Source organism: Armatimonadia bacterium, from assembly GCA_039679385.1.
In the GTDB taxonomy this organism is placed as follows: Bacteria; Armatimonadota; Zipacnadia; order Zipacnadales; family JABUFB01; genus JAJFTQ01.
This window is the reverse complement of record JBDKVB010000143.1, coordinates 17298-42335: the sequence shown is the minus strand read 5'-3', so window position 1 is coordinate 42335 and position 25038 is coordinate 17298. Positions and strand designations below refer to the sequence as shown.

Here is a 25038-nt window from a genome sequence, read left to right as displayed (position 1 = left end):
GACTGGTTCGCTGACGTCCGGTCGGGCTCCTCCCTGGGCCACCTATTTCGCTCCCGCCGCAAGGCACTTCGCCTTCGCGGGTGCTGTGACTATCCGACCCCGTAGATTCGCGCTGCGTTCTCATGCAGCAGCGGTGCCACGAGCGAGAGAGCGATGTCCTCGGTGAGGAGCCCACGCTCGACGCGATCGACCAGCACCTCGCTAAGGATCTGCTTCACCAGCTTCAGCTTCGGGTAGCACCACTCCGCATGGTAGGCGTCGGAGAAGAACCCGACGATCTTGTTGGCCGGCACCATGTCCAGCCGCGTCTCGAGGCTCTTGCGGATATAGTGCGGGTACAGTACGTGCCACCAGTAACCGGCGACGCTGACGTTCGGGAGGTGTTTGGCGAGGATGCCCAGGTCCTGCGTGAAGAGGTCGCTGGCGGTCGAGCAGTTGAACTGGAAGTCCTCGAAGGCTCCGGCCAGTCTTGCCAGACCGCCGGGCAGCTCCGGACTCCACTGGGTGATCGACCGGTGTGGGGGCAGGACTTCCGCCCCGACGATGAGCTGGATCGTGCGCAGATGACCCTCGCGCATACCGAGCAGGAAGTGCGTCAGACCAAAGCCGCAGAGCAGGCCCGCTTCCTCCGGCGAGATGGGACGGTCCTCCCGAGCGCGATCGAGGATACCCTCGATCTCGCCGGGCTGCGGCTGCCGGAGTGTCATCGAGGGCAGCACCCACACACCGACAAAGCGCAAACTGCTCTTGCCGCGAAGGGCCCCGAGCTGCCTCATTGCGGCGGCGTAGTCCTCACCGGTCCGCAACTCAGAGCCCAGCGTCCGCGCCATACCCTCCAGGACTTGCCGGGGCGTCTGCTTGCCGCTGAGGAGGTTCGTCGGGACACCCTCGCGTCCCAGGCCGATCACTTCACCGATCGGCGGGCGTCCTGAGGCTTCTACGGTCAGCGCCTTTCGGATGCCGCAACGATCGCGAAGGACTTCGACGGCACGGCCTTCACAGGCACTCGCCTCCGCGACCTGCGCAGCTACCTCCTCAAGGTTGTCCTCCGTCAACTGCCCGCCGGGGACGCCGTACAAGTCCTCGAGCAGAGTCCGCAGCAGGTAGCCCAGCGTTGTATTGCGCAGGTGGGAGAGCCAGGGAAGTGCAGCCCGAAGACGGTCCATCGGCGGCATGTCCGGGTCGGCGACTTCGTGGGGCAGCCCGGCGCGGCTGGTGGCCTCGACGGGCATTCCGGCAGAGACAAGCTCCACCCACACATGGTGATACAGCACGAGGTCGGCGAGGGTGTCGGCCTGGGGACGACTGGCACGCAGGTGACAATGCGGGTCAAGAACAGGTGTCTCGTCGAGGAGCCGGCGCAAGGTCTGGGTGAAGGGTTCCATGGGTCGCCTCCTTGGTGGCGGTCCTTTCGCTACTCGCCGACCGCAGGCCTTCAAGCGATTCGGGTAGCAGGCACGGTGTCCGGTCCACCTGCCACCAGTCACAGAAGAAGCCTGCCGCAAGGCAGGCTTCTTCGCTTCCTCCGTGAGGCATACGCGGACGGCAACAGGGCTGTTGCGGAACTCAGGTTGCTTCTGCCTCGCCTTCGTCGCCAAGACGCTCCAGCAGATCCTGACGCGCACCATCCAGATGGGCACGTATGAGTCGCTCGCAGCCTTCGCCGTCACCTGCTTCAAAGGCCGCCAGGATCGCCCGGTGCTCTACCATCGTGACTCGCAGCCGTCCCTCCGAGCGCGGGTAGAACCGGCGAATCCGGTAGGTGTAGTCCCAGAGCTGCCGCAGGAAGGTCCAGGCGCGACGGTTCGGATAGGCCTCGCACAGACGGGTGTGGAAGGCGCGATCCAGTCGCAGCAGGGCCTCATGGTCGACCCGCTCGGTCGCCTCCTCCATCTGCCCCAGCATCGCCTGCAATTCGGCGAGTCCCTCCGGGCTCATCCTTCCGGCAGCGCAGCGGACCGCGAAACCCTCCAGCGCCTCCCGCACCTCGTAAGTGTCGTTGATGTCCTCGGCGGTGAGCGAGCTCACGACCATCCCGCGCCGGGGGAGGTGCACTGCGAGTCCCTCGGTCGCCAGGACCTGCAGCGCCTCGCGGACCGGGATCGGACTCACCCCAAGCTCCTGAGCCAGGGCACCAATCCGCAGCGGCGTCCCAGGCGCCAGTCGGCCCTCCAGGATGGCGTCGCGGATGTGCTCCAGCGCCACGGACTGCAGAAGCTGGGTCTGCGGGATTGGCTCGACGCTTCTCGGACTGCTCACAGCGACCTCGCCCTCAGGCTACTTGCGGATGGTTACGCGCTTCAGGGTCATGTACTCTTCGAGGCTGTAGTGCGAGCGGTCGCAACCCAGGCCGCTCTGCTTCTGACCGCCGTGCGGAAGGTGCACGCCGTTGTGCGGCTCATTCACGCACACGCTACCCGCCTGGAGAGTCTCCACCGCGTGCAGCGCGCGACTCAGGTTCGTGGTGAAGACATAGGCCGCGAGGCCATAGTTGGTGTCATTGCCCATCGCCAGCGCCTCTTCGTCCTCGGTGAAGCGGATTACCGGCAGGATCGGCCCGAAGATCTCCTCGCGAGCAATCCGCATCTCAGGGCGCACGTCGCGCAGGACCGTCGGCTGCATGAAGTACCCGCGTGCCGGCTGCTCGGGCCTGCTACCTCCGCAGACCACCTTCGCGCCGTCGGCTACGGACTCTTGCACCAGCTCCAGCATCCGGTCGCGAGCGTCGGCGGTGATCATCGGCCCCATCATCGGCAGGGGGCCGACGCCGCTGCCGAGGTTGAACTTCCCGACGCGCTCGGCGGCCAGGCGCAGGAAGTCCTCCAGCACCTCGGCATGCACGAGAGCCCGGTTCGGCGCCACGCAGACTTGCCCGGCGTTGCTGAATTTGAGATCGACGATGCGGTTCACGGCGTCCTGCAGGTCGGCATCGGGGTAGACGATGGCCGGGGCATTGCCGCCCAGCTCCAGCGAGTAGCGCTTGATGCTGGTGGAGGCGGTGCGCATGACCTCCAGGCCGGCAGCGGTCGAGCCGATCATCGTCACCAGCGCCGGGATGTCGCTTTGCAGCAGGACCCTGGTGGTCTCGCGGTCGTCGCAGGCGATGACGTTGACCACACCGTCAGGAACACCGGCCTCAGACAGCAACCGGGCTGAGGCAAGGGTCGCCAGCGGAGTATGCCGCGAGGGCTTGATGACCGAGGTGCAGCCCGTGGCCAGGATCGGACCGAGCTTGTAGCCCAGGTTCAGCAGAGGGTAGTTCCACGCCAGGAACCCGACGACGACCCCCAGCGCCTGACGCAGGACGTAGTGATGGAACCGTCCGGTCGGGTCGGGGATGACCTCCTGACGGATCCGCTCGACCTCCTCCTGGAAGAAGCGAACCGAGTTGACCAGAATGGTCACGTCGTAGCCCGCAGCGTCGCGAGGCTTGCCCGTCTCAGCCACGAGCAGGTCCGTCAGGTGCTCGCGGTCGCGCTCGAGCAAATCGACGTAACGCAGCGCGATTGCCTTGCGCTCGGCGAGAGTGGTCTTCGACCAGGCCGGGAAGGCCTTCTTGGCGGCCTCGAGCGCGGCAAGGGTCGTCTCTTTGTCAGCGGCAGCCACCTGGGCGATTTGCTCCTCGGTGGCCGGATCATCGACCACGAAGGTGCGGCCAGTGGTAACGTCCTGACCGTTAACCAGCAGCGGAACCAGTTCGGGGTTCATGCGAATCTCCTCTCCGTGTCACTCAGCGCGGTATGCAGCAAGGGCGTCGTGATTCAGGCGAAGCCCCAGACCGGGGCGAGTCGGTACGTCGATGTGTCCGTCGCGCACGACCGGCGCTTCATCCACCAGGTCGTTGCGCCAGGGCACGTCGTTCATCTGGTGCTCGAGGATCAGGAAGTTGGGGATGCACGCACACACCTGCACACTGGCCGCCGTTGCCACCGGGCCAACCATGTCGTGCGGGGCCATCGGGATGTAGTAGGTGTCGGCGAGGGCGGCGATCTTCTTCATCTCCAGGACACCGCCGGCGCAGACGACGTCAGGCATGATGATGTCCGCTGCCTGGCGCTCGAAGATCTCACGGAACTCGTAGCGGGTCTTGGAGGCCTCGCCGACGCAGATCGGCACGGCCAACTGCTCGGACAGCTTGGCCAGGGCGGCAGCGTTGCCCGAGGGGATCGGATCCTCCAGCCATAGCAGGTTGTAGGGCTCCAGGGCACGGCCAAGTCGCAGCGCCGAGGGCACATCGAAGGCCCAGTGGCAATCCAGCGCCAGGTCTACATCGGGGCCGAGGTGCTCACGGATTGCCGCCACACTCGACTGTACCTCTTCCAGTTCCTTGTTGCGGATGCCGCGTCCCAGGTTCGTGCCGTGGCAGCGGATCAGCGGGCGCTCCTCACCGGGCTTCGCCTCTCCGCTGAGGCGCCCCATGAAGTCGTCCACGTCCAGCTTCAGCGCCGTGAGGCCCTGCGCGACGGCAGCAGCAGCCTTCTCCTTGTAGGCCTCCGGCGTCGGATCGGCACCACGGAAGAACCCGTCGGCGTAGACCCGGATGCGGTCCTGACACGCACCGCCGAGGAGTTGGTAGATCGGCATCCCGGCGGCCTGTCCGGCGATGTCCCACAGCGCGGTCTCGATCCCGCTCAGCGCAGGGAGGTTCGCGCCACGGCGGAAGCAGCGCTCCCAGATGCGCTCGATGCGCAGAGGGTCCTCGCCGCGAATCCACTCGCCAAGGCTCTCGATGGACTGGATCACGCCGGTCGCCTGGAAGGTCAGCGCTTCGCCGGTGCCGACGAGGCCCTCGTCGGTATACACCTCGATGAAGATCATCGGGAAGCGTGGCCAGTGGCGGCCCTTGACCGGTATGGCTTTGACGTCGGTTATCTTCATGTCGCTCAGAGCCCTCCTGAACACCTGTCGGCAGCAGCAACGGTTGTGGCTAACGCAGAATATATAATATACGAATCGGCTCCTGTCAACCAAAGACAAAGCGAGCCCCAGAACCCTCGTCGGGGCCCTGGGGCTCGCCTGCTCTGCGGTGTGGTCGGGGGTTAGTGCGTCTGGACGGCCAGCAGGTTGCCGACCACCTCATCGAAGGCTTCCCGCAGTCCCGCCGAGGCCTGGGCCCCGATGATGGGTTGGCCCTCGTCACCGAGAGCAACGACTTCCGGTGCGAGCGGGAGGCTGCCAAGGAAGGGCACGCCCATCTGCTGCGCCATCGTCTCTCCGCCGCCGGTGGAGAAGATATCGGTCCTCTCGCCACAGTGCGGGCAGAGGAAGCCGCTCATGTTCTCGATGACGCCGAGGCAGGGCAGCTTCACGGCCTTCAGGAAGTTGACCGCCTTGCGGCACACCGACAGACTGGCCTCCTGGGGCGTGGTCACGATCAGGCCTCCGTCGGCCGCCGGGAAGGTCTGGGCCACCGTCAGGGGCTCGTCGCCGGTGCCTGGCGGCAGGTCGATAACGAGGTAGTCCAGCGGGCCCCAATCCATGTCGGCGATGAACTGCCGGATGATCCCGCCCTTGAGAGGTCCGCGCCAGATTGTCGGCGTGTCGGGGCTATCGAGGAAGAAGCTGATGGACATGACCAGCAGGTTCTCGAGCACCGGCATGGGTGTCAGTCCCAGCGATCCCTTCCCGATCTGGCCCTGCAGTCCCATCATCAGCGGGACCGTGGGGCCATTGATATCGGCGTCCAGAAGACCGGTGCGGAGGCCACGGGCTGCGAGCGACCAGGCCAGGTTTGTGGCCACCGTGCTCTTGCCGACGCCTCCCTTGCCGCTCAGCACCAGGATCTGGTGCGACATGTTCGCCGCGTGCTCACGGATCCGTTCCTCCTGCGCCGCATGATCATCTTGTGGTGCGTCCTGTTTCTTTGCCTTGTACTCCGGGGGACACCAGTCTTCCGGCATGCTCACTTCTCCTCGATTTCTGTACTGCTGCTGGCATGGGGCTCTTGCGGTTGCGGAGTGGTGGTCTGCTGCAGAGCGCGGCAGGTCCGGTCGGCCCGTGCCATCGCCGCTCCGCACCTGGGGCACTTGTGCTGGTAGCAGGGGACACCCGGCTGTCGCGGCATCCTCGCGCCGCAGGCCGGGCAGGCACACTCAGCAACGGGCCCTCTTCCCATGCCACCCCTCCAGTCACCACGCCTGCCGGCACAGGAGCCACGCCGGCCTCGCAACCCTACTTGACGGCCGTAACCTCGCATTCGGGTCACCTCGTCCTTTGTCAGTGATGCGTCTGGCCGCATGCGCCGCAGGCCGGACGCTTAGCCGGTATGATTGCACCCGGTGTGATCGCACTTGCTGTGGTCGCAGGAGCTCGCGCCGGGCTGCAGAGTCCCCTGGGCCAGGGCCTGCAGGACCTCCAGGGCATCGCCCGAGGCCCCCAGGATCATCTGAACACCATACTCAGCCAGGAGCTGCTGGGCTCGTGGCCCCGCGCCTCCTGCCACTACTACCTGCACGCCCTCGCGCCGGATGACTTCGGGCAGCACTCCGTGTTCGTGTCCGGCGTTCGCCAGCCACTGCACGCTGCGTGTATCTGTGCCGTCAAGCTCGGCGACGAGGTACTTCTCGCATCGCCCGAAGTGCTGGGAAACTCGTGTTCCATCGCAAGCGATTGCCGCTTTCATCTCGTGAACCTCCGCTGTATGTGATTTACATATACGATAGCCGAAAACGGAGCAGGCCTGCACCTGCTCCTGCCTTACTCAGTCCGGTGCTGCTGCACGAACTGGCTGAGCCGCTCGCCATGCCGGGCCAGCACACTCAGCCAGTCCTCCAGGTGCTCGCGCCCCACCTGTGTGATCTGGTACATCCGGCGGTGCGGTCCGCCGTCGCCCGGCTGCCACTCGGACTGCACACAGCCCGCGTCCTCAAGGGTTCGCAGCGTGCGGTACACCACGGCGGCATCGATCTCAGAGTCGGTGAGCGCCTCGCGGTTCGCCTGCTCCATGATCTCGTAGCCGTAGCGGGCCTGGTCACGAGATAGCAGGCTCAGGATGACGGGCTCCACCAGGCGGGACATCCGTCCCAGTCCACAGGAGCACGGGCCTTGCATGTTCTGATGTCTCGGGCAGCATCCTCGGCGCATGGCTACACTCTATGTGATTGACATACTATGTGAATTACATATAGCACTGGCTCGTTCCCCTGTCAAGGGCTCTGGCATAGAACGAGCCCCAGAACCCTTGTCGGGGCCCTGGAGCTCGCGTACTCTCAGATGTCCGCGGGCAGCCGGACCGTCACCACGATCCGAGCCACCTAGCCCGCAAACATGTTCCGGACTGTTGCGACCGCTGCCTCGACCAGTTGCTGGCCACCCTTCGGCGAGACCTTGCAGCTCGCAGGAATGGCGCCGTAGCTGAGACCCGCGGCTGCACGCTCGGTCGGCAGATAGCTGCCGCCACCGACCAGCTGCACCACGAAGGTCTGCACTGCCTCGGAGCGGCCCTTGATCCGGTCGCCGAAGTCCAGGTAGTACTCGAAGGGCGCCGTGACGATGGCGATATCGCCCAGCCGGACCACGTTGACCTCGACGGGAACGTTCTCCAACGGATGCTCGTAGCGGTCCACCGCGCGCTGGCACCAGGCAAGCCGCGAGTGAGCCGAAGTGTAGGCCGAGCTGAGACGGTCGCCGTCGCCAAGCTCCTCCAGCCGTGCCTGCAGCTCCTTGCTCTCCGCCTGCAAGGTCTCGTACTCCTTGTCGGTCACCTTCCAGTGATCGAGCTTCAGCGTCTGGTACTCGTGCTTGAGGACCACGCTGTCGCGCAGGTCCTTGCGGATCACCGGCTCGATATGCTCTACGGCAACGGCGACGCGGTGCGCGATTTCCTTGCGCAGGCCGCGGTTATCCTGTCGGCTGAGGCCCGCGCCGTACTTGAGCTGGAGCATGCGCTCCTCGGCACGAGTGTCTACCTGCCGATGCGGGCTCTGGTCACCGGCTGCCGAGCACTGTGGCAGGACGAAGAGGTCTGCGCCGTAGATGGCTCGCAGAGCCTCGCGAACGTCGTGCCAGTAGTCGGCGGAGATGGAGTCCTGAGAGCCTTCGGTGCACTGCGACGGGCAGGGGATGTTCACCACTGCGCCGGTGAGCTTCTGGTCCGCATCGTAGGTGAGCAGCAGGTGCAGGCCGTGATCGACGTGCCCCTCGATGTGGGAGAAGTCGTCGGTGTGCGTGCTGCCGTACATCATCGCGCGGTCGTCGAAGTAGCGGACCCGCCGGTTCTCGCCCACTACCGCGTTCGTGTATCCCCAGGCCAGGTAGCCCACCTTGCGATTCTGCCAGGCTTCGCAGGCCGCTGAGACCAGGGCGTCCGCCAGGAAGCTGCAGTACTCGGAAGCGGTCATGTAGTCCGGGTACTTGGCGCGGATGTCCTTCGTGTAGTCGTCGTCCTTCTGTAGGCCGACTTTGCCGCCTGCGAAGGGCGCCGTGTGGGTGTGAGTGGCCCCGGTGATCAGCTTGCGGGGATCGACCTCGGGGAGCTTCTCGTGCAGCCTCTCGCGAGCCACTTCGAGCATCTCCTGGTCGACGGCGCAACTGTCGATCGAGGCGAGAAGCACCTGCTCACCGTCGGCCTCGACCGCGAGCACGGTGAGGGTCAGCGGGTCCATGATCTTGGTGGCGATGCGGAGGTTGAACTGGCCGCGCAAGGAGACTGGCCGATGCGGCGTGATGTCGCGACTGGCCCATCCATAGGACGCTCTGGCGCTCATGTTCAAGCTTCTCCCTTTGGCGACTGATGCCGCCTCCTGTGTAGAGCATGGAGCCCTCTATCAGAGGCTCCGGAGGAAATCGACTGCGCTCTTCATGGCCTCGGCGGCCGGAATCTCGTTGCTCTCATACTCGATGTTGATGAAGCCCGCATAGCCTGCCCGGCGGAAAGCCTCCCAGCAGGCAGCGGTCGGGATGTCGCCCTCGCCGATCAGAGCGGCCTTGAAGTACCGACCATCGAGCATCTTGCGGTACCCTTCGGTCGGCTCGGTTCGCACGATCCAGTCCTTCAGGTGGATGTGGACGACGTCCTTCGCACAAGCCTCGAAGGAGGCGACCGGGTCTTCACCACTGGCGGCGTTCCCGTCGTCGAAGGTGAGCTTCAGGTCGGGCACGCGCTCCTTCGCGGCATAGAAGTCGGCGGCGGTGACGAAGGCGCTCTCGGCACCCGGGAAGTTCTCGATCGTCAACGCGATCTCGGCCTCACGGGCCAGGGGTGCGATCTCCTCCAGGGCATCGGTCCACTGACGTCGGAACTCGTCGCGGCTCAGGTCCGGGGCGGTCCCTGTCGGAATCATCACCACGGGTGCGCCCAGGACGCGGGCGTTGTCGAGTCCTCGCTTAGCCGCACCACGCCAGTCGCTCCCGGAGGCAAAGCCCGGCAGGAAGAAGGTGTGACAGGCGACCGTCAGACCGGCGGCGTCACTGAGCTTCTTCAGCTCGTGCGGGTCACGATCATAGGTGCTGACCCAGTCGATGCCCTCGAGCTTGAGCTCTTCGGCGCAGCGGACGATATCCTCGACGCCCACGCCCTGACGGGCCATGGTGTAGCTCATCATGCACAGCTTCAAGTGACTCACCCTTACTGTTGCGGGAGGATGCGATCGGGATCGATCTCGCCGATGTTGTCGAAGACCTTGCGGATGCCGAGGCCGATCTTCTCGGCGATGTCCGGGCCATTGGGCGCGCGCAGAGCCATGACGAGGGCGATGTAGCTCTCGCAGTGACGCTGCGCCACCGGGAACTGCGCCGGGTCGTAGTTGACGCCCTCATCGGCGCCGGGGATCGACCAGGGGAACCCGCCACCGTAGGCGTTCTTGGCCTGGAAGACCGTCATCTCGGGCAGGATGAACTGCTGCCAGATGCTGGTGGGTACGCCCTCGGCATTGAGCGCGGCATTGACGGCATCGCGGAAGCGGCGCCGATCGCCGGTCCATCCGGCGGCCTGGTAGTCGACGCGCAGGTTGTAGTTGTACCAGTTGTGCACGAAGCCCTCGGGCTCAGTGGGCAGGATGAGGGCACGAGTGCCCGGCAGGATCTCATTGAGCACCGCACCGTTGCGCCGCAGCATCTCGAAGTGACGCGGGTACTTGGCCAACTGGGCGCGAGCGAAGGCGGCCGTCAGCTCGTTGTTGCGGTACATCCAGCCCAGGGCGTAGGCATGGTAGTCCCGGCGCTCCTCGGGCTTACGGACCTCGCCGAAGCTCCAGAGCTGCGAGGCGTTCTGGTAGACCTCCTCGTCGTCGGTGACGAAGACGCCGCCCTCACCGCTGCACATGCACTTGTTCTGATTCAGACTGAAGGCGGCGCAGTCGCCGAAAGTGCCGCAGTTCTTGCCATGGAACTGCGCGCCGTGTGCCTGGCAGCAGTCCTCGACGACCTTGAGGCCGTGCTTGCGGGCGACGGCCAGGAGCTTGTCATAGTCCAGGCACAGGCCGTGCAGGTTCACTGCGACGATCGCCTTGGTGCGAGGAGTGATCGCGGCCTCAATCTTGTCGACGTCCATGTTGATGGTGTCAAAGTCGATGTCGACGAAGATGGGGATGGCGTTGTGGTGCAGGATGCAGGTAGCACTGGAGCTCCAGGTGTAGGCGGTGACCAGCACATGGTCGCCGGCGCCGACGCCGCAGCCGACGAGGCCCATGTGCAGAGCTGCCGTGCCGCTGTTTGTGAGGAGGGCATACCGGTTGCCGTTCCACTCCGCGAACTCTTTCTCGAAGGCGAGGGCGTGATCGCCACGAGCCTGCTTCTCCGCGTGCAGGGCGTCCAGCACCAGCTTCTCGTCGGTCTCATCGATTGGCGGCCAGGGCTTGATCTCCGCCGGGTCCAGGGTCCTGGGGCCTCCGTAGATTGCCAGCTTGCTCATGTCTGTGCGCTCCTTGTCAGATGGGCAGGGCGGGTAGACCGTCTGCCGGGATCCCTTCGTTCGGTGGGTGGAAGGTGTGAGGGCCACTGTCGATGTGGCTCGTGACAGCGAGGTCTGCGTCGACGGCTCAGGACGACGGACCTCGTCGCGGTCTCTTCGCCACGAGATCGCGGGGACCTGCCTGGTTCTGGAAGACGAGACGGCACTTCATCAGATGCCAACTCGCCCTTCCGCAAGACGGGGACGAGGGCCAGGACCTTGGGACGCCCTGGCCCTCCGCGACGCTACTTCAGCTCCAGCCCGAAGGTCATCACTCGCGTTTGTAGGGCCTGGCGGTCGGCGTCGAAGCTGTGCAGCAGACTGATGCCGCGCGTCACCTTGTCCGGGTCAGCGCTGAGGATCCCACGGTGCATTAGCCCCGAGGCAGCAACGCCCACGCTCAGCGCCGTCGTCACTCCCTCCTGAATCCTCTGCAGTGTCGGGTCGGGCGCAGACAGGGCCGCAGCTCGCGCCGAGAGAGCATCGTAGGCGGCCGCAATGTCCTCCTGCATGGTCTTCGCAGCAGCCTCGTTGTCGAGGCGCTTCTGTTGCCAGGCCGCCACGATCAGATTCGCACGGGCCACCAAGTCGGTGTCCTCCTGGAGGATCTGACGAGCTTCGCCAAGGTACGCTGTGGTCTTCTCCCCAGGCGTGGCACTGGCGGTCGTCGGGGCCTTGCCCGGACCCACTGCCCTCAGCGCCTGGAGCACCGCCTCGGTATAGGCGATGGTGTCGTCCTTGATCTTCGAGGTGTCATAGACCGACTGCTCACCGATGAGCGGATCCCAGTACTTTTGGTACGGGTACAGCTCGCTGCGCTTGTAGTAGGTCTCGGTCCCGCGGCAAAGCACGTAGTACCACTGACCGTCCTGGCCGCAGCCCTTCCGACCGACCCAGCAGTCGCGTCCGAGCACACGGTAGCGGCCGGGGACGAGGTCGAAGTAGCCCTGCAGGGGCTTGGCGACCTGCGTCTCGGCCTCCTCAGTGGCGCGCTGACTGATTGCCTGGTCGCCGCGAGGGTTCGGGTCGCAGTAGGTGACCTCTTCAGGGAAGCGGTCCTCGGAGGCTGCGCGAATCTCGTACACCACAAGGTGCTCCATGGCGTGCCGGCCGTCCGTGAACTCGAAGACCTTGCGGCCACCGTTGATCACCTGCGGTTGTCCAGCGGAGGGCACCTGCCCGGCGTTGGCAACCGGCACGAATCCAGCCGGCGGCGTCGTGAGCTCCAGCACCACCGATCGTGGCGAGAACCGCTGATTGCTTGCCGTCGGATCGGTCTCCTCGGTGCCCGGATAGCGGACGACCACCGGATGACTGACCGTCTGGAGGTCCAGCCCGTAGAGCCGGTACTCGAAGGTCAGCCGCTGCGTGCCGGCCTTGGTGAAGGCCAGTTGGTAGGAGAGACCGCTATCCTTGGCCTGCGCGCTGAGAGGGGAGAGATAGCGCACGAGCGTCGTGTCCTGTAGGCAGCGCACACCGTCGTAGGTCTTGTCTACCGACCGGGGCCAGACGAGGGAGGCGGTCGCATAGGTCGCGCCCTGCGCGGGCTCGACAAGATACGTCCTTGGCAGCGTTTCCCCGGACTTGCCCAGAAGCAGCGTGTCCTCGCCGGTCACTCGCAGGACCGTCCCTGCCTGCAGTTCATGGGCGAGAGCGGCGGCATGGGCAACCCAGGCGAAGTCGGGATGCTCCTTCAGGAACCGGTCGGCCTCGAAGCCGTCCCAGGCCTCTGCAACTGCCTTGACCTCGCGTCCGCCGAAGAGGAAGTAGCGCAGGTGTGCTGCCGAGACCTTCTGGGTGTAGGTCGAAGTGAGCTGGTCGTCCGGCAGCTTGAGGGCCGCCGCCAGCTCCTCGTCGGTCGGGTAGGCCAGGAGGAACAGGCGCAAGTCCCACAGGTAGGTGTCGGCCAGAAGTCGGGCGACGTCGCCGCCCAGGTTGCCCTGATCCACCTGGGTCAGGCAGCGTGCCGCAAGCTCGGGGTCGCTCACCTGCTCCTGTGTGCCCAGCAGCCAGGGAAGGAATCTCGCCCGCGCAGAAGACGCATCAGCGCCGGTCAGGTCGTGGGCCAGCAAGTAGTCCCCGGCGGTGCGAGCGGAACCCGTGGTGTCCTGGCGAAGCAGCGCGACCAGCTTGGCGTCTGCTAGAAGCTCACGCACCAGGCCCGGATTCGGACCCGCTGCCAGACGAGCGGCGGCATCCAGGAACCGGCGGGCACGCAGTGCGGTGAAAGGCTCGATCGTCGCCGACTTCTCCGCGAAAGCGCCGGCGTAGGGACCGTTGCGAAGCAGCGTCTCAAAGAGGGGCAAGGCATCAGTCAGCCGTGCCTGTCCTCGCACGGCGCGGGCGATGCTATCCACGGCAAACAGGTCCCAGCTCTTGAGGGTATCCAGGGGCTCGGAGGTGGCCGGAACGGGCAGAGTCTGCAGCCGACGCGGAGCCTCGCCGTACTTGCACAGATAGGCCACCGAAGTGGGCGCTGCGCAAAGCTGTACTGCGGCCAGAAACAGGACCGCCGACAGGCAGGCCCACTGCACAGATCGCCTCATTCCCGGACCTCCTCGGTACCCATGTGCCAGGCCACGAGTTCAGAGCCCTCGAGGGCTTCCTGGGCCAGTCGGCAGAGAGCATGAAGCGCCAGCGGGTAGCACTGCAGGCTGTCCAGGTCCTCCAGTCGCACCCACTTCGCAGGACGCCCTTCGGGACCTGAACCGGCCCAGCCGGCCGATTCGCCGATGGGTCGAGCGGCGAAGTAGAACTCCAGCAGGTCCTCCTCACCCCACCACAGCTCACGATAGGCGATCATCCCCGCAGTCTCTACCTGCACGCCGGTCTCTTCGGCCACTTCGCGCACCGCCGCCTCCTGCAAGGCCTCGCGACTCTCGACGCGTCCACCCGGCGGCACCCAGGACCCAGGCGAGTGCGTGGACTCCACCAAAAGCGTCTCGTCGTCGTAGATGACGACGGCCACAGCGCGGACTCTCATCGGGCGACGACTCATCGGAGTGCCTCCGGTGACACGGGGTGGACGCGGGGCAGGACCGGGCCCGGCGACGGCGAACTCGTACATACCAACGCTTCCGAATAGGGTAGATGACTTCGCGCTGCGAGGGCGGTGGTCCTTCCACCGGTTGCGTTGGCCAAGGAGTCGATGACCTCATGCCGGCTGTCAAGCGCACGGACCCGCAGATCCTGGAGATGCCGGACCAGACCATGGCCGTCGTGTACACCCACGGCGAGCCCGGCCCACAGATGGAGCGGGTGATGCCTGCCCTGTTCGGGAGCGTCTTTGGGCTGAAGTTCACTCTCAGGAAGCAGGGGCGCGAGATGAAGGTCGGCCCGCTGCGCGCACGGTGGCCGGACGCGCACACCGTAGCCAGAGACGAGTGGACGGGCATCTGGGGCCTGCCGATCCCCGAGGACGTTACCGAGATCGCCTCGAAGGACCAGACGGTGGAGTTGAAGGTGGAGCGCTGGACCTATGGCACGGTGGCGCAGATCCTGCACATCGGTCCCTACTCGGAGGAGAAGCCGTCGGTCGATCGCCTGCACGAGTTCATCGCAGCCAAGGGCTACGAACTCGCGGGCCCGCACGAAGAGGAGTACCTGACCAAACCCGATGCGCGGGAGGTCCGCACGATTCTGCGCTATGCGGTGCGGAAGTGTTAGGGGCTACTTCTCCGCAAGCGCGTCGGGGAGCCACGTCTCCTGGGTTTCGAGGGCGTGTCGAGCGGCTGCCTGCTGGGCGGCCTGCTTGCTGGAGCCCTCACCCTCACCGATGTTGATGCCCCGGAACTGCACCCGCACGACGAAGGTCCGGTCATGTGGCGGCCCAAGGGTCTGCACCGTGACGTAGGAGGGCGTCTGCTTCGCGTGCTCCTGGAGCAGCTCCTGCAGACTCGTCTTGTGGTCGTAGATAGTCGACTGCGCCTCGATCTCGGCCAGCACCTGCTCGAAGCGGCTGAGGACGAAGCTGCGAGTCCTTTCGAGGCCGGTCGCCAGGTAGATCGCGCCGACCAGGGCCTCGAAGGAGTCCGCCAGCAGAGAAGGCTTCTCGCGGCCACCGGTCTCCTGCTCGCCGCGTCCCAGGAGCAGATAGGTACCCAGGTGAAGCTGCCGGGCGATCCGCGCCAGGGTCTGCGACCGGGCGGCCGTCGCCTTCATCTTGGTCAGTTGGCCTTCGGGGATGTCCGGGTGGCGCAGGTACAGGTACTCGACGAGGATGACGTCGAGTACGGCGTCGCCCAGGAACTCCAATCGCTGGTTGGAGGCCGTAGCGCCCATGTTCGCCTCGCGGGCGAAGGAAGCATGGGTGAAGGCCTGGCGCAGCAGTGCCGTCGACATGCCCTCAGGTAAGCCGATTTCCTGCGCGACCGTTTCCCAGTGCTTGTCACTCAGGTCGGCCTGCGTGAGATGGTTGTTTGTCTCGTTGTTGCGGCGTTCTTCCACAGTGCGCCTGCTAAGGCCGGGCGTGCCCGGCAGATTCTCAGCCCTCGTAGCGGCGGGCGATGAGTACAGCATTGTGCCCACCGAAGCCGAAGGAATTGGTCATGATCGTGTCGACGCGAGCTTCGCGGTTCTGACCCCTCACCACGTCGATGCGGATGTCGTCGTCGACCTCGTTGCAGTTGAGCGTGCGTGCCACCAGGCCGTCGCGGATCATCATCAGGGACAGTGCGAGTTCGGTCGCACCGGTGGAGCCAAGCTGGTGACCGTGGATGGGCTTGGTGGAGTTCACCATCGGCGAGTAGTCGCCCGAGTACAGCAGCCCCAGTGCCCGCGCTTCCATGTCGTCGCCGCCCGGAGTCCCCGGCGCATGCGCGTTGACATAGTCGATCTCGTCGGGCGTCATCTCTGCTTGCTTGAGGGCGGCTCGCATCGCACTGGCGGCGCAGGTTCCCGAGGGCTCCGGCGCAACCATGTTGTGCGCATCCCCACTGGCGCCGTAGCCCACGATCTCGCCGTAGATCCTCGCACCGCGCCCCACGGCGTGGCTGAGTTCCTCAAGGACCACGATCGTGGAACCCTCGCCCATGACGAAGCCGTCGCGGGTCTTGTCGAAGGGCCGGCAGGCCGTCGCCGGATCGTCGTTGCGAGTCGAGAGTGCCTTGGCGGCGCAGAAGCCGGCCAGCCCGATCGGGGTAATGGCCGCCTCGGTGCCGCCGGTGATCATCATCTTCGCGGTGCCGCGACGGATGTGCTCGAAGCCGTCACCGATGGCGTTGGTGGAGCTGGCGCAGGCCGAAACCACGGCATAGTTCGGCCCGCGAGCGCCGGTGTGGATGGAGACCATCCCCGAGGCCATGTCCGAGATCAGCATCGGGATCAGGAAGGGCGACACACGCTTGGGACCCCGGTTGAGCAGGATCTCGTGCTGGGCCTCCCAGACGTGCATGCCGCCGATGCCCGAGCCGATCACGACGCCGATGTCGTCAGCGTTATCTTCAGCGATGCCCAACTGGGCGTCGGCGAGAGCCTGGTCGGCCGCTGCGATGGCGAACTGCACGAAGCGGTCGCAGCGCTTGGCCAGCTTGCCGTCCATGAAGGCCGTCGGGTCCCAGTTGCTGATCTCCGCGGCGAAATGGACGTCATACTCGGTCGTGTCAAACAGCTCGATCTGCTTGACGCCGGTCCGTCCCTCGACGGCGGCAGACCATACCTCGGCCAGCGAGTGTCCCACTGGGGAGATGCAGCCAATTCCGGTGATGACGACTCGGTTCAGCATGGTGATGGCCCTCGTTGCTCAGGATTCCTGTGGGCCTCAGACGGCCTTGCGCGCGATCACGAGCAGGCTCCGGCTGAGACGACAGGCTCTGCGAAAGGATGCGAGCAGATATCGCGGTACACTCGCCACCAGCTCCGCCGCCGCCTCCGCAGGGCCACGACACAACGCCCCACGGTGCACGAGCGGAAGTGGCAGCGGTTGCAGGCCACAAGAGACCAGCACCCGCGATAGGGTCCGCGCGTTGTGGTACACGAGGTGCGTTCGTGCCCACAGCCCCCGGTAATTCTGATAGGTGTTGCGGAACAGACAGGCCCGCAGATATTCCCCGCTGGGTACGACCAGCCCAAGGACCCCACCGGGCTTTAGGACTCTGGCGACCTCACGCAGCCCGTCGGCTGGTAGCTCCGCAACAGGTCGATCCTGCGTCGCGCACTCCACAGCTTCCGCGCAAACCAGCGCGAATAGACGCCAAAGTAGCTCTCCTCGGCGTAGTGCCCCTCGGCCTCCGCGAGCAGTGCCTCCGCGTCGGCCTTGGCAATCAGGCCGCCTTCGCGGCACCTGACATAACGCGCCGGCCCATGGTCGACCTAGGTCTGCTGGTCACACGACCCGCATATCTGACAGCTTGCCAGGGCGGACAGGGTGCACCCCCCAGAGTGTCAGTAAGCGGCGGTGAGACAGGCAGCCCGTCGGTTGCATCGCCGGCCTCGCACTACAAGAACCGGCTGGCCGCCTGTCCCACCGAGACAGCAAGGTAGCGCTCTTACGCGCTAACGCCCTTCTCCTCAAGGTAGCGAACAGCGTCGCCCACCGTGCGGATCTTCTCTGCGTCTTCTTCCGGGATCTCGATGTCGAACTCGTCCTCGAGGGCCATAACCAGCTCGACAACGTCCAGCGAGTCGGCGCTCAGGTCGCCATCGAAGCTCGCGCTCTCGGTGACTTTGCTCTCCGGAACGGACAACTCACGGACGATAACTTCCTTGACTTTCTCGAACAGGGCCATCCAGCTTGTCTCCCTTCGGTTGTGTGCGTCGGTTACCCAGTTGAACTGGTAGGGTAATGCTCGGTCCAGAAGCGCTACATCACCATGCCGCCACAGATCCTGATCACCTGACCGGTCACGTAAGACGACCGCGGGCCCGCCAGGAATGCGACCACGTCAGCCACATCTTGCGCCGTGCCCGGCCGGCCCAGCGGGATGTTCGCCAGCCAGGCAGTCCGTGCCTCCTCAGGCAGTTGCTCTGTCATCGGTGTCTCGATGAAGCCCGGTGCAACCGCGTTGCAGTTGACGTTGCGGCTGGCAAGTTCCTTCGCCGTAGTCTTGGTCAGAGCGATGAGCCCGCCCTTGGAGGCCGAGTAGTTGGCCTGTCCGGCGTTGCCCGTCACACCGACGACCGAGGCGATGTTGATGATCCGCCCGCCCTTCTGCTTCATCATCGGGCGCGCAACGGCACGGGTGCACAGGAAGGCGCTCTTGAGGTTTACGTCGAGCACCAGGTCCCACTGGTCCTCCTTCATGCGCACAAGGAGACCGTCCCGGGTGATACCGGCGTTGTTGACCATGATGTCGATGCGACCAAAGCGCTCCAGGGCGGCCTCGACCATGGCGTCGACGTCCTCGGCCTTGGCGACGCTACCGATGGTAACCAGCGTCTGCCGGCCCATTGCCTCGATCTCCTCCGCCGTCTGCTTGGCCGTCTGCTCCACCATGTCGTTGACGACGATGTCCGCACCATCGGAGGCCAGGGTCTTGGCGATATGCCGCCCGATGAGGCCCCCTGCGCCGGTCACGACTGCGATCTTGCCTTCGAGAACCATGTGTTACCTCCTGCGAGAGGGCCCGTGAGCCCGATCTCGAGTGCTTTTCCGTCGGCCGGTGCCGCTGTACGGATCAGCCCAGCAGCTCCAGCACCGCGTACACTTCGGCCAGGGTCCCGACGCTGAAGGCAGGCACCCCGTCCTCGATGCGCGGGATCATCTTGCTCAGAACGCTGCCCGGCCCGAGCTCGATGAACGCCTCAACTCCGAGAGCGATCATGCAGCGCACACTGTCTTCCCAGCGCACGCTCTGGGTCACCTGGGCGATGAGGCCCTGCCTGATGCCCTCGGCGTCCCAGCGCGAAACGGCGTCCACGTTCGACACCACCGGCACCATGGCTTTGCACAGGTCGGCCGCTTCCAGGTGAGGCCGCAGGGCCTCGGCCGCCGGAGCCATCAGTGGTGAGTGGAAGGCGCCGCTGACCTTGAGCGGGATGACCTTCTTGGAGCGCTCGCGGGCCAGTTCGCGGGCTCTGGCTACCGCCTCGGCCTCGCCCGAGATAACGACCTGACCCGGCGTGTTGTAGTTCGCAATAGCCAGGACGCCTGCTGAGGAGGCCTCCTGAACCAGAGCCTCGACTTCCTCGTTTGTCATCCCCAGGACGGCGGCCATGGCGCCACCGACTTCCTCGGCGGCCTTGCCCATCAGTTCACCGCGGGTGCGCACCAGGCAGGCAGCCTCGCACAGCTCCAGGGCTCCGGACGCACAAACGGCGGCGTACTCGCCCAGGCTGTGTCCGGCAAGCATCTGCGGTCCGTCGCGGTGGCGGCTGCGCAGTGCTGCGAAGGCGGCCATGCTGTGGGCGAAGATCGCGGGCTGCTGGATCTGCGTCGGCATCAGCGCGGCGGCATCGTCGCCGAACATGATCTCGCTGAGAGAAAAGCCCAGAGCGTCATCGATGGCCGCAAAAACTTCGGCGGCCGCCGGAGAGTCCTGCGCAAGCTCTCTGCCCATGCCGGGCGTCTGAGACCCCTGTCCGGGGAATATGTAGGCGATCCTGGGCTTCATGAGCTTCATGCAAGAACCGGGCCTGTCGGAAGACACAGCGGTCCCCTGCCTTGCGGCAGAGGCGGCCTGCGCCTCCTATCGCCCGAACTCCTCCTTGATGGCCTTCGTCAGCACCGGGACGACCTCAAAGAGGTCGCCCACGATTCCGTAGGTGGCAACGTCGAAGATCGGTGCGCTCGGATCGTTGTTGATCGCTACGATGCAATCGGAGGAGGACATCCCGGCCAGATGCTGCACGGCGCCGGAGATACCCACAGCAACGTAGAGCTTCGGCTGCACGGTCTTGCCGGTCTGGCCGACCTGGTGATAGGCGGGAATCCATCCGGCATCGACCGTTGCGCGCGAGGCGCCGACAGCGCCACCCAGGGCGTCGGCCAGTTCGCGGATGAGCGAGAAGTTCTCGGGCTTCTTCAGCCCGCGGCCGCCCGAGACGATGATCTCAGCATCCTGCAGGTTGACCTGCTCGCCGCCCTCTTCGCGGAGGATCTCGACGATTTTGGAGGCCACAACGCGCTCGTTGAGGTCGACCGACACGCGAACGACCTGCGGCGTGACACCCTCGCGGGGCTCGATCTTCTTCATGACCCGCGGGCGCACGGTGGACATCTGCGGCCGAGCGTTCCGGCACAGGATCGTCGCCATGATGTTGCCGCCGAAAGCCGGACGGGTCTGCTGGAGCAGCCGGGTCTCCACGTCGATATCGAGCCCCGTGCAGTCGGCGGTGAGGCCGGCGCCGATCCTTGCGGCGATGCGGCTGGCGAGATCGCGGCCCATGGGAGTCGCGCCGATGAGCACGATCTCCGGCTTGTAGGTGTGGATCAGACCGGACATGACGTCGGTGTACGGACCGGTGCGGTACTGGGTGAGCACTTCATGCTCGACCAGGTAGACCTTGTCGGCGCCATAGGCGGCGGCCTGCGGGATAAGCCCTTCGACTCCGTTGCCGGGCAGCGCCAGCGACACTTCCTCGCCGAGAGTCTCGGCAAGTCGGCGGGCCTCGCCCAAAAGCTCCAGCGTCACATCGGCCAGGCGGCCGTCATGGACCTCGGCGATCACCCAGATGCCGCTGTACTGGCTGGTGTCGACGTCTTCCTTCTTCGGCAGCTCGACGATGATGGCGTCGAACCGGCAGGAGGAGGCGCAGGCCCCGCAGCCGTTGCAATCGTCGGTGAAGCGGGCCTTGCCCTCTTCCACGACAACGGCGCCGTAGGGGCACGCGCTGAGGCAGAGCTTGCAGCCGGTGCACTTCTCAAGATCAACGTGAATGGACATGCCAGATACCAAGCTTTCTGAGGGCTTTGTCGTACGCTCGGGCCTAGAGGACCTTGTCTGCCCTCAGCTTCTCAACGAGCGTCGCTACCATCTCCGGCGGCTCACCCTCGAGGCGTTCGGCCTTGCGGGTACGCTGCGGAGTGAAGATGCGCACCACGTTGGTGGGCGATCCGTTCAGGCCACAGCGCTCCGGGTCGGCACCGATGTCCTCGGCACTCAGAGTCGGAATCTCGGCCTTGCGGGCCTTCATGACGCCCTTGAGGCTGGCGTGCCGCGGGTCGTTGATCTGCTTGACCACGGTGATCAGGCAGGGCATGGACATCTCGACGAGCTCGAAGCGATCATCCAGCAGGCGCTTCACACGGGCCTTCTTGCCCTCCACCCCGACCTGGATGGCGTAGGTGGCCTGGGGGATGCCCAGGTGCTCGGCGAGACCGGGGCCGACCTGCGCGGTGTCACCGTCGAAGGCCTGCTTACCGCAGAGGATCATGTCATACTCGCCGAGGTAGCGCACGGCCTTGGACAGTGCGTAGCTGGTGGCGAGAGTGTCGCTGCCGGCGAAGGCACGGTCGCATAGCAGCACGGCCTTGTCGGCGCCCATGGCCAGGGCCTGACGCAAGGCATCGGCAGCCTGCGGTGGCCCCATGGTGAGGATGGTGACCTCGCCGCCGTACTTCTCGCGGAGCTGGAGCGCCTCTTCGATCGCGTTCTCGTCGAAGGGGTTGATGATGCTCGGAACCCCTTCGCGAACCAGCGTATTGGTGACCGGGTCAATCCGGACCTCAGTGGTGTCCGGAACTTGCTTGATACAGACGATGAGGTTCATGTCCTGACACACTCGTGGGAACGCCCGTGATGTAAGGATCGATTCGGTTCCGCCGGACTACTTGCCGATGGCCTCGCGCAGCAGGTTGACGGCGACGACGTTACGCTGGATCTCCGAGGTCCCCTCAACGATATCGAAGAGCTTGGCCTCGCGGTAGTAGCGCTCCACGTCGAACTCGGCGGTGTAGCCATGGCCACCGTGGACCTGGACAGCCCTGTCGCAGACGCGATTGGCGGCTTCGGAGCTGTACAGCTTCGCCATGGCGGCGATCTTGGAGAACTCCACGCCCTGGTCCTTCATCCAGGCGGCCTTGTAGGCCAGGTTGCGGGAGCACTCGATGTCCATGGCCATGTTGGCCAGGTGATGCTGGATGGCCTGGAACTCGCTGATCTTGCGGCCGAACTGCTCGCGTACCAGCGCATACTGGACGGCGGCCTCGTAGGCGGCCTGCGCGAGACCGACGGCGCCGATGGCCATGCCGATGCGGCCCACGTCGAGCAGGTCCATGGCTACGCGGAAGCCCCGGCCCTCTTTGTACAGCAGGTTCTCCAGCGGCACTTCGCAGTCCTCAAAGATGAGCTCGCGGTTCGACAGCGAGGGGTAGGCCATCTTCTTCTCGTTCTTGCCGAAGGTGAAGCCGGGGAAGTCCTTCTCGATGATGAAGGCGGTCAGGCCGCGGGTCCCCTTCTCGGGGTGCAGGTTGGCCACGACCACGTAGACCTCTGCGTCGCCGGCGTTGGTGATGAAGATCTTGGTGCCGTTGAGAATGTACTTGTCGCCGCGCTTCTCGGCACGCGTCTGAACGGAACCTGCATCAGAGCCGACGGCGGGCTCGGTGAGGCCCATGGCGCCGATGCTCTCACCGGTAGCGAGGCGGGTGAGGTACTTCTGCTTCTGCTCTTCGTTGCCGAAAGCCATGATGGGGTACAGGGCCAGCATATGGGCGCCGTAGACGGCTCCGGTGGTGGTGCAGGCCGAGCTGAGCATCTCGCCGATAACAGCCCACTCGAGGTAGCCCATGCCCATGCCGCCGTACTCCTCAGGGACGGGAATCCCGAAGAGGTCGCAGTCACGCATGACCTGGATGTTGGCCCAGGGGTACTCGCCGGACTCATCTACCTGGCGCGACGTGGCCTTGAAATCCTTGCAGATCTCGGCAACGGCGTCGAAGATCTCCTGCTGTTCCTCGGTGAAGGCGAAATCCATGCGAGGTCCTCCCTGTATTGGTCGCCGACGGAGCCCAACTCCCGCGAGGGCCGCAGGGCTACCTGGCGGTTGACTACACCCAACGGAATACGGCAGAAGCCAGGGCAAACCCGGCCCCGAAAGCGACGAACAGGACAACGTCGCCCGTCTTCAGCTCGTGGTCGCGTCGGTACTCGTCCAGCGCCAGGCCGATGGTGGCCGCCGAGGTGTTCCCGTAGCGGTCGATGTTGATGGGCAGACGATCGTAGGGGATGTCCAGACGCTTCGCCGCTGCCTCAATGATGCGCAGGTTGGCCTGGTGCATCACCAGAACGTCGACTTCGTGCGGGTCAAGCCCGGCCTGCTCGAGAGTTGCGGCGGCGATGTCCGGACAACCTCGGACGGCCAGCTTGAAGACCTCGTGGCCGTTCATCTTGACGCAGTCCATGTGCTCGGCCAGAAGCTCGGGGGTCATCCTCATCTTGCTGCCGCCGCCGGGGATGGCCAGAAGCGGAGCTGCCTCCCCGATCGTGTCCATGCGGAAGGCAAGCAGCCCCTGGCCAGGCTCGCAGGGGCCAAGAACAGCAGCGCAGGCACCGTCGCCGAAGAGGACACAGGTGGCGCGGTCGGTCCAATCGGTGATACGGCTCAAGCTGTCCGCGCCGATCACCAGCACATGGTCCATAGAGCCGGACTGGACGTACTGCGCGCCGGTGACGAGAGCCTGAACCCACCCCGTGCAGCCACAGACAAGGTCGAAGGCCCCGGCACCCTTGATGCCCAGCTTGTCCTGAACGAGGCAGGCTGTAGCCGGCATGTGGTGGTCGGGGCTGACGGTTGCAACAAGAATCAGTTGGATTTGCGCGGGGGAGACGCCGGCGTCCTCCATGGCCCGCCTGGCTGCCTCGCAGGCCAGGTCGGAGGTCGCCTGATCCTCGGCAACGATGCGACGCTCACGGATGCCCGTGTGGTCTAGGATCCACTCATCGTTGGTATCGACGATCCGACTCAGATCGTCGTTGGTGAGCACTCTCTCCGGGGCGTAGGAACCCAGCCCCATGATGCACGCGCCACGGGTTTCCATGTGCAGCTCTGTCCTCATTGGGACGCAGCCCGGGTCGTCAGGTCAAGCGGGGTGGCTGCGAGGGATAGGGTCCAGGCCGGAAGGCACACGCGATACCGCACCGAGGGAGTCCCCCGGAAACTCTCGGCTCCGAGTGGATCCCAGAGCGCTCCCATCGCTTCGAGCGCCTGGTCAGACGCTAAGGCTCTGGCTTGTCTCCATGAGACCTTGGCAGGTCTCACGGACATGCTCTACCACTTGCGCCCTGGCGGATCGTTCCGCCACGAGCAGCGCGTTCTTGATCGCCTGGGCATCGGATTTGCCGTGGCTCACCACGCAAATGCCGTTGACGCCCAGCAAGAGCGCGCCGCCATAGGCCTGATAGTCGAACTGACGACGGAAATCCCCAAAGGCGTCCTTGAGCAGCAGGGCGCCGAGTTTCGCCTTCATGCTGCGTGCGATGCTCTTCTTGATCGAGGAGAAGAGCATCCCCGCCAGCCCCTCTGCCACCTTCAGGACGACGTTGCCAACGAAGCCGTCACAGACCACCACATCTACCTCATCCCCGAAGATCTGGTCACCTTCGACATTCCCGATGAAGTTGATGGGGGCCTCGGCCAGCAACGGCATGGCTGCCTGGGTGAGCTCGTTGCCCTTGTGCGACTCGGTGCCGATGCTCAAGACCCCGACCCGGGGCCGCTCGAGACCGAGGGCGAACTCAGCGTACACGCTGCCCATGATGCCGAACTGCTGCAGGTAGGCCGGCTTGCAGTCGGCATTTGCCCCCGCATCGAGAATGACGCGGGGACCGGCAGCAGTCGGGAAGAACAGGGCGATGGCCGGACGGTCGATGCCCGGAATCGTCCGCAGACGGGTGTGGCACAGGGCCATGTAGGCACCGCTGTTACCGGCAGAGACGCAGGCCTGTGCCTCCCCCTTGAGCACCATGTTCACAGTCTGGGCGACGGAGGAGTCGGGCTTGCTGCGGAGGGCCACACGCGGGCTGTCCTCCATCTCGACGACCTCGGAAGCATGACGGATGAACAGACGGTCCGAAGCATGCGCTTGCTCCAGGATCGGTGCGATCCGCTCCTGGGAGCCGACCAGCGCTATCTGAGCTTCGAGTTCATCCTGGGCGAGAATCGCGCCTTTGACTATCTCTTCGGGCGCGAAATCGCCTCCCATCGCATCGAGCGCGATGATCATTGGCTGCTCCTGAGGTCCCCCGGCCCTACGTCACCGGTCTGCAACTGGA

The 25038-nt window shown here is 65.2% G+C and carries 23 protein-coding genes; 1 reads left to right on the top strand and 22 read right to left on the bottom strand.

Translation table 11 applies throughout. From position 1 onward, the window contains the following. Positions 1 to 89: 89 nt before the first annotated feature. The 12 genes from ABFE16_16445 to ABFE16_16390 all read right to left on the bottom strand — a co-directional run bounded on the left by ABFE16_16445 (position 90) and on the right by ABFE16_16390 (position 13886). Positions 90 to 1385: a hypothetical protein gene (locus tag ABFE16_16445; GenBank protein ID MEN6346895.1), complete on the bottom strand. Its 1296-nt coding sequence runs from the start codon at positions 1383 to 1385 to the stop codon at positions 90 to 92. A gap of 181 nt (positions 1386 to 1566) precedes the next feature. Beyond that, the gene (locus tag ABFE16_16440; GenBank protein ID MEN6346894.1) at positions 1567 to 2259 is read right to left on the bottom strand and encodes a GntR family transcriptional regulator; all 693 of its coding nucleotides are present in this window, start codon (positions 2257 to 2259) and stop codon (positions 1567 to 1569) included. Positions 2260 to 2277: 18 nt separating this feature from the next. Next, positions 2278 to 3708 carry an aldehyde dehydrogenase family protein gene (locus ABFE16_16435; protein ID MEN6346893.1) on the bottom strand — a complete coding sequence of 477 codons (1431 nt, stop codon included), beginning with the start codon at positions 3706 to 3708 and terminating at the stop codon, positions 2278 to 2280. Between the two features lie 18 nt (positions 3709 to 3726). Next, positions 3727 to 4878 (bottom strand): mandelate racemase/muconate lactonizing enzyme family protein, encoded by a 1152-nt coding sequence (locus ABFE16_16430; protein ID MEN6346892.1) that lies wholly within the window; start codon positions 4876 to 4878, stop codon positions 3727 to 3729. A 161-nt stretch (positions 4879 to 5039) separates the two neighbouring features. Next, positions 5040 to 5900: an Mrp/NBP35 family ATP-binding protein gene (locus ABFE16_16425; GenBank protein MEN6346891.1), complete on the bottom strand. Its 861-nt coding sequence runs from the start codon at positions 5898 to 5900 to the stop codon at positions 5040 to 5042. 356 nt (positions 5901 to 6256) lie between these two features. Further along, positions 6257 to 6622: a NifB/NifX family molybdenum-iron cluster-binding protein gene (locus tag ABFE16_16420; protein MEN6346890.1), complete on the bottom strand. Its 366-nt coding sequence runs from the start codon at positions 6620 to 6622 to the stop codon at positions 6257 to 6259. A gap of 74 nt (positions 6623 to 6696) precedes the next feature. Further along, positions 6697 to 7017, bottom strand: a complete 321-nt coding sequence (locus tag ABFE16_16415; GenBank protein ID MEN6346889.1) for a PadR family transcriptional regulator — start codon at positions 7015 to 7017, stop codon at positions 6697 to 6699. A gap of 236 nt (positions 7018 to 7253) precedes the next feature. Next, positions 7254 to 8705, bottom strand: a complete 1452-nt coding sequence (locus ABFE16_16410; GenBank protein MEN6346888.1) for a hypothetical protein — start codon at positions 8703 to 8705, stop codon at positions 7254 to 7256. Positions 8706 to 8765: 60 nt separating this feature from the next. Then, positions 8766 to 9554, bottom strand: coding sequence for a sugar phosphate isomerase/epimerase (locus tag ABFE16_16405; protein ID MEN6346887.1), 789 nt, complete (start codon positions 9552 to 9554; stop codon positions 8766 to 8768). A gap of 11 nt (positions 9555 to 9565) precedes the next feature. Then, positions 9566 to 10849, bottom strand: a complete 1284-nt coding sequence (locus tag ABFE16_16400; protein MEN6346886.1) for a DegT/DnrJ/EryC1/StrS family aminotransferase — start codon at positions 10847 to 10849, stop codon at positions 9566 to 9568. Between the two features lie 284 nt (positions 10850 to 11133). Continuing rightward, positions 11134 to 13434 (bottom strand): hypothetical protein, encoded by a 2301-nt coding sequence (locus ABFE16_16395; protein ID MEN6346885.1) that lies wholly within the window; start codon positions 13432 to 13434, stop codon positions 11134 to 11136. Then, positions 13431 to 13886 carry an NUDIX domain-containing protein gene (locus ABFE16_16390; protein MEN6346884.1) on the bottom strand — a complete coding sequence of 152 codons (456 nt, stop codon included), beginning with the start codon at positions 13884 to 13886 and terminating at the stop codon, positions 13431 to 13433. The genes ABFE16_16395 and ABFE16_16390 overlap by 4 nt, the downstream gene beginning before the upstream one ends. Before the next feature lie 158 nt (positions 13887 to 14044). Between ABFE16_16390 and ABFE16_16385 the strand changes: the two genes are divergently transcribed. After that, on the top strand, positions 14045 to 14554 hold the full coding sequence (locus ABFE16_16385) for a GyrI-like domain-containing protein (GenBank protein MEN6346883.1): 510 nt from the start codon (positions 14045 to 14047) through the stop codon (positions 14552 to 14554). A gap of 3 nt (positions 14555 to 14557) precedes the next feature. Here the strand turns inward: ABFE16_16385 and rnc are convergent, their stop codons facing one another. The 10 genes from rnc to plsX form a co-directional block, all read right to left on the bottom strand. Then, a complete protein-coding gene (rnc, locus tag ABFE16_16380) occupies positions 14558 to 15334 on the bottom strand; it encodes a ribonuclease III (GenBank protein MEN6346882.1) in 777 nt (258 codons plus the stop codon). A 37-nt stretch (positions 15335 to 15371) separates the two neighbouring features. Beyond that, entirely contained in the window at positions 15372 to 16610 is a 1239-nt protein-coding gene (fabF, locus tag ABFE16_16375) for a beta-ketoacyl-ACP synthase II (protein ID MEN6346881.1), read from the bottom strand. 763 nt (positions 16611 to 17373) lie between these two features. Beyond that, positions 17374 to 17613, bottom strand: coding sequence for an acyl carrier protein (acpP, locus tag ABFE16_16370; GenBank protein MEN6346880.1), 240 nt, complete (start codon positions 17611 to 17613; stop codon positions 17374 to 17376). Positions 17614 to 17687: 74 nt separating this feature from the next. Then, a complete protein-coding gene (fabG, locus tag ABFE16_16365) occupies positions 17688 to 18428 on the bottom strand; it encodes a 3-oxoacyl-[acyl-carrier-protein] reductase (protein MEN6346879.1) in 741 nt (246 codons plus the stop codon). A 73-nt stretch (positions 18429 to 18501) separates the two neighbouring features. Continuing rightward, a complete protein-coding gene (gene fabD / locus ABFE16_16360) occupies positions 18502 to 19437 on the bottom strand; it encodes an ACP S-malonyltransferase (protein ID MEN6346878.1) in 936 nt (311 codons plus the stop codon). Positions 19438 to 19512: 75 nt separating this feature from the next. Then, on the bottom strand, positions 19513 to 20709 hold the full coding sequence (locus ABFE16_16355) for an electron transfer flavoprotein subunit alpha (GenBank protein ID MEN6346877.1): 1197 nt from the start codon (positions 20707 to 20709) through the stop codon (positions 19513 to 19515). 43 nt (positions 20710 to 20752) lie between these two features. Next, positions 20753 to 21535: an electron transfer flavoprotein subunit beta/FixA family protein gene (locus tag ABFE16_16350; protein ID MEN6346876.1), complete on the bottom strand. Its 783-nt coding sequence runs from the start codon at positions 21533 to 21535 to the stop codon at positions 20753 to 20755. Positions 21536 to 21592: 57 nt separating this feature from the next. Further along, positions 21593 to 22741 (bottom strand): acyl-CoA dehydrogenase family protein, encoded by a 1149-nt coding sequence (locus ABFE16_16345; GenBank protein ID MEN6346875.1) that lies wholly within the window; start codon positions 22739 to 22741, stop codon positions 21593 to 21595. Positions 22742 to 22814: 73 nt separating this feature from the next. Beyond that, entirely contained in the window at positions 22815 to 23804 is a 990-nt protein-coding gene (locus ABFE16_16340; GenBank protein ID MEN6346874.1) for a beta-ketoacyl-ACP synthase III, read from the bottom strand. Positions 23805 to 23975: 171 nt separating this feature from the next. Then, complete coding sequence (gene plsX, locus ABFE16_16335; protein ID MEN6346873.1) at positions 23976 to 24989, bottom strand: phosphate acyltransferase PlsX; 1014 nt, start codon at positions 24987 to 24989, stop codon at positions 23976 to 23978. Positions 24990 to 25038 lie beyond the last annotated feature (49 nt).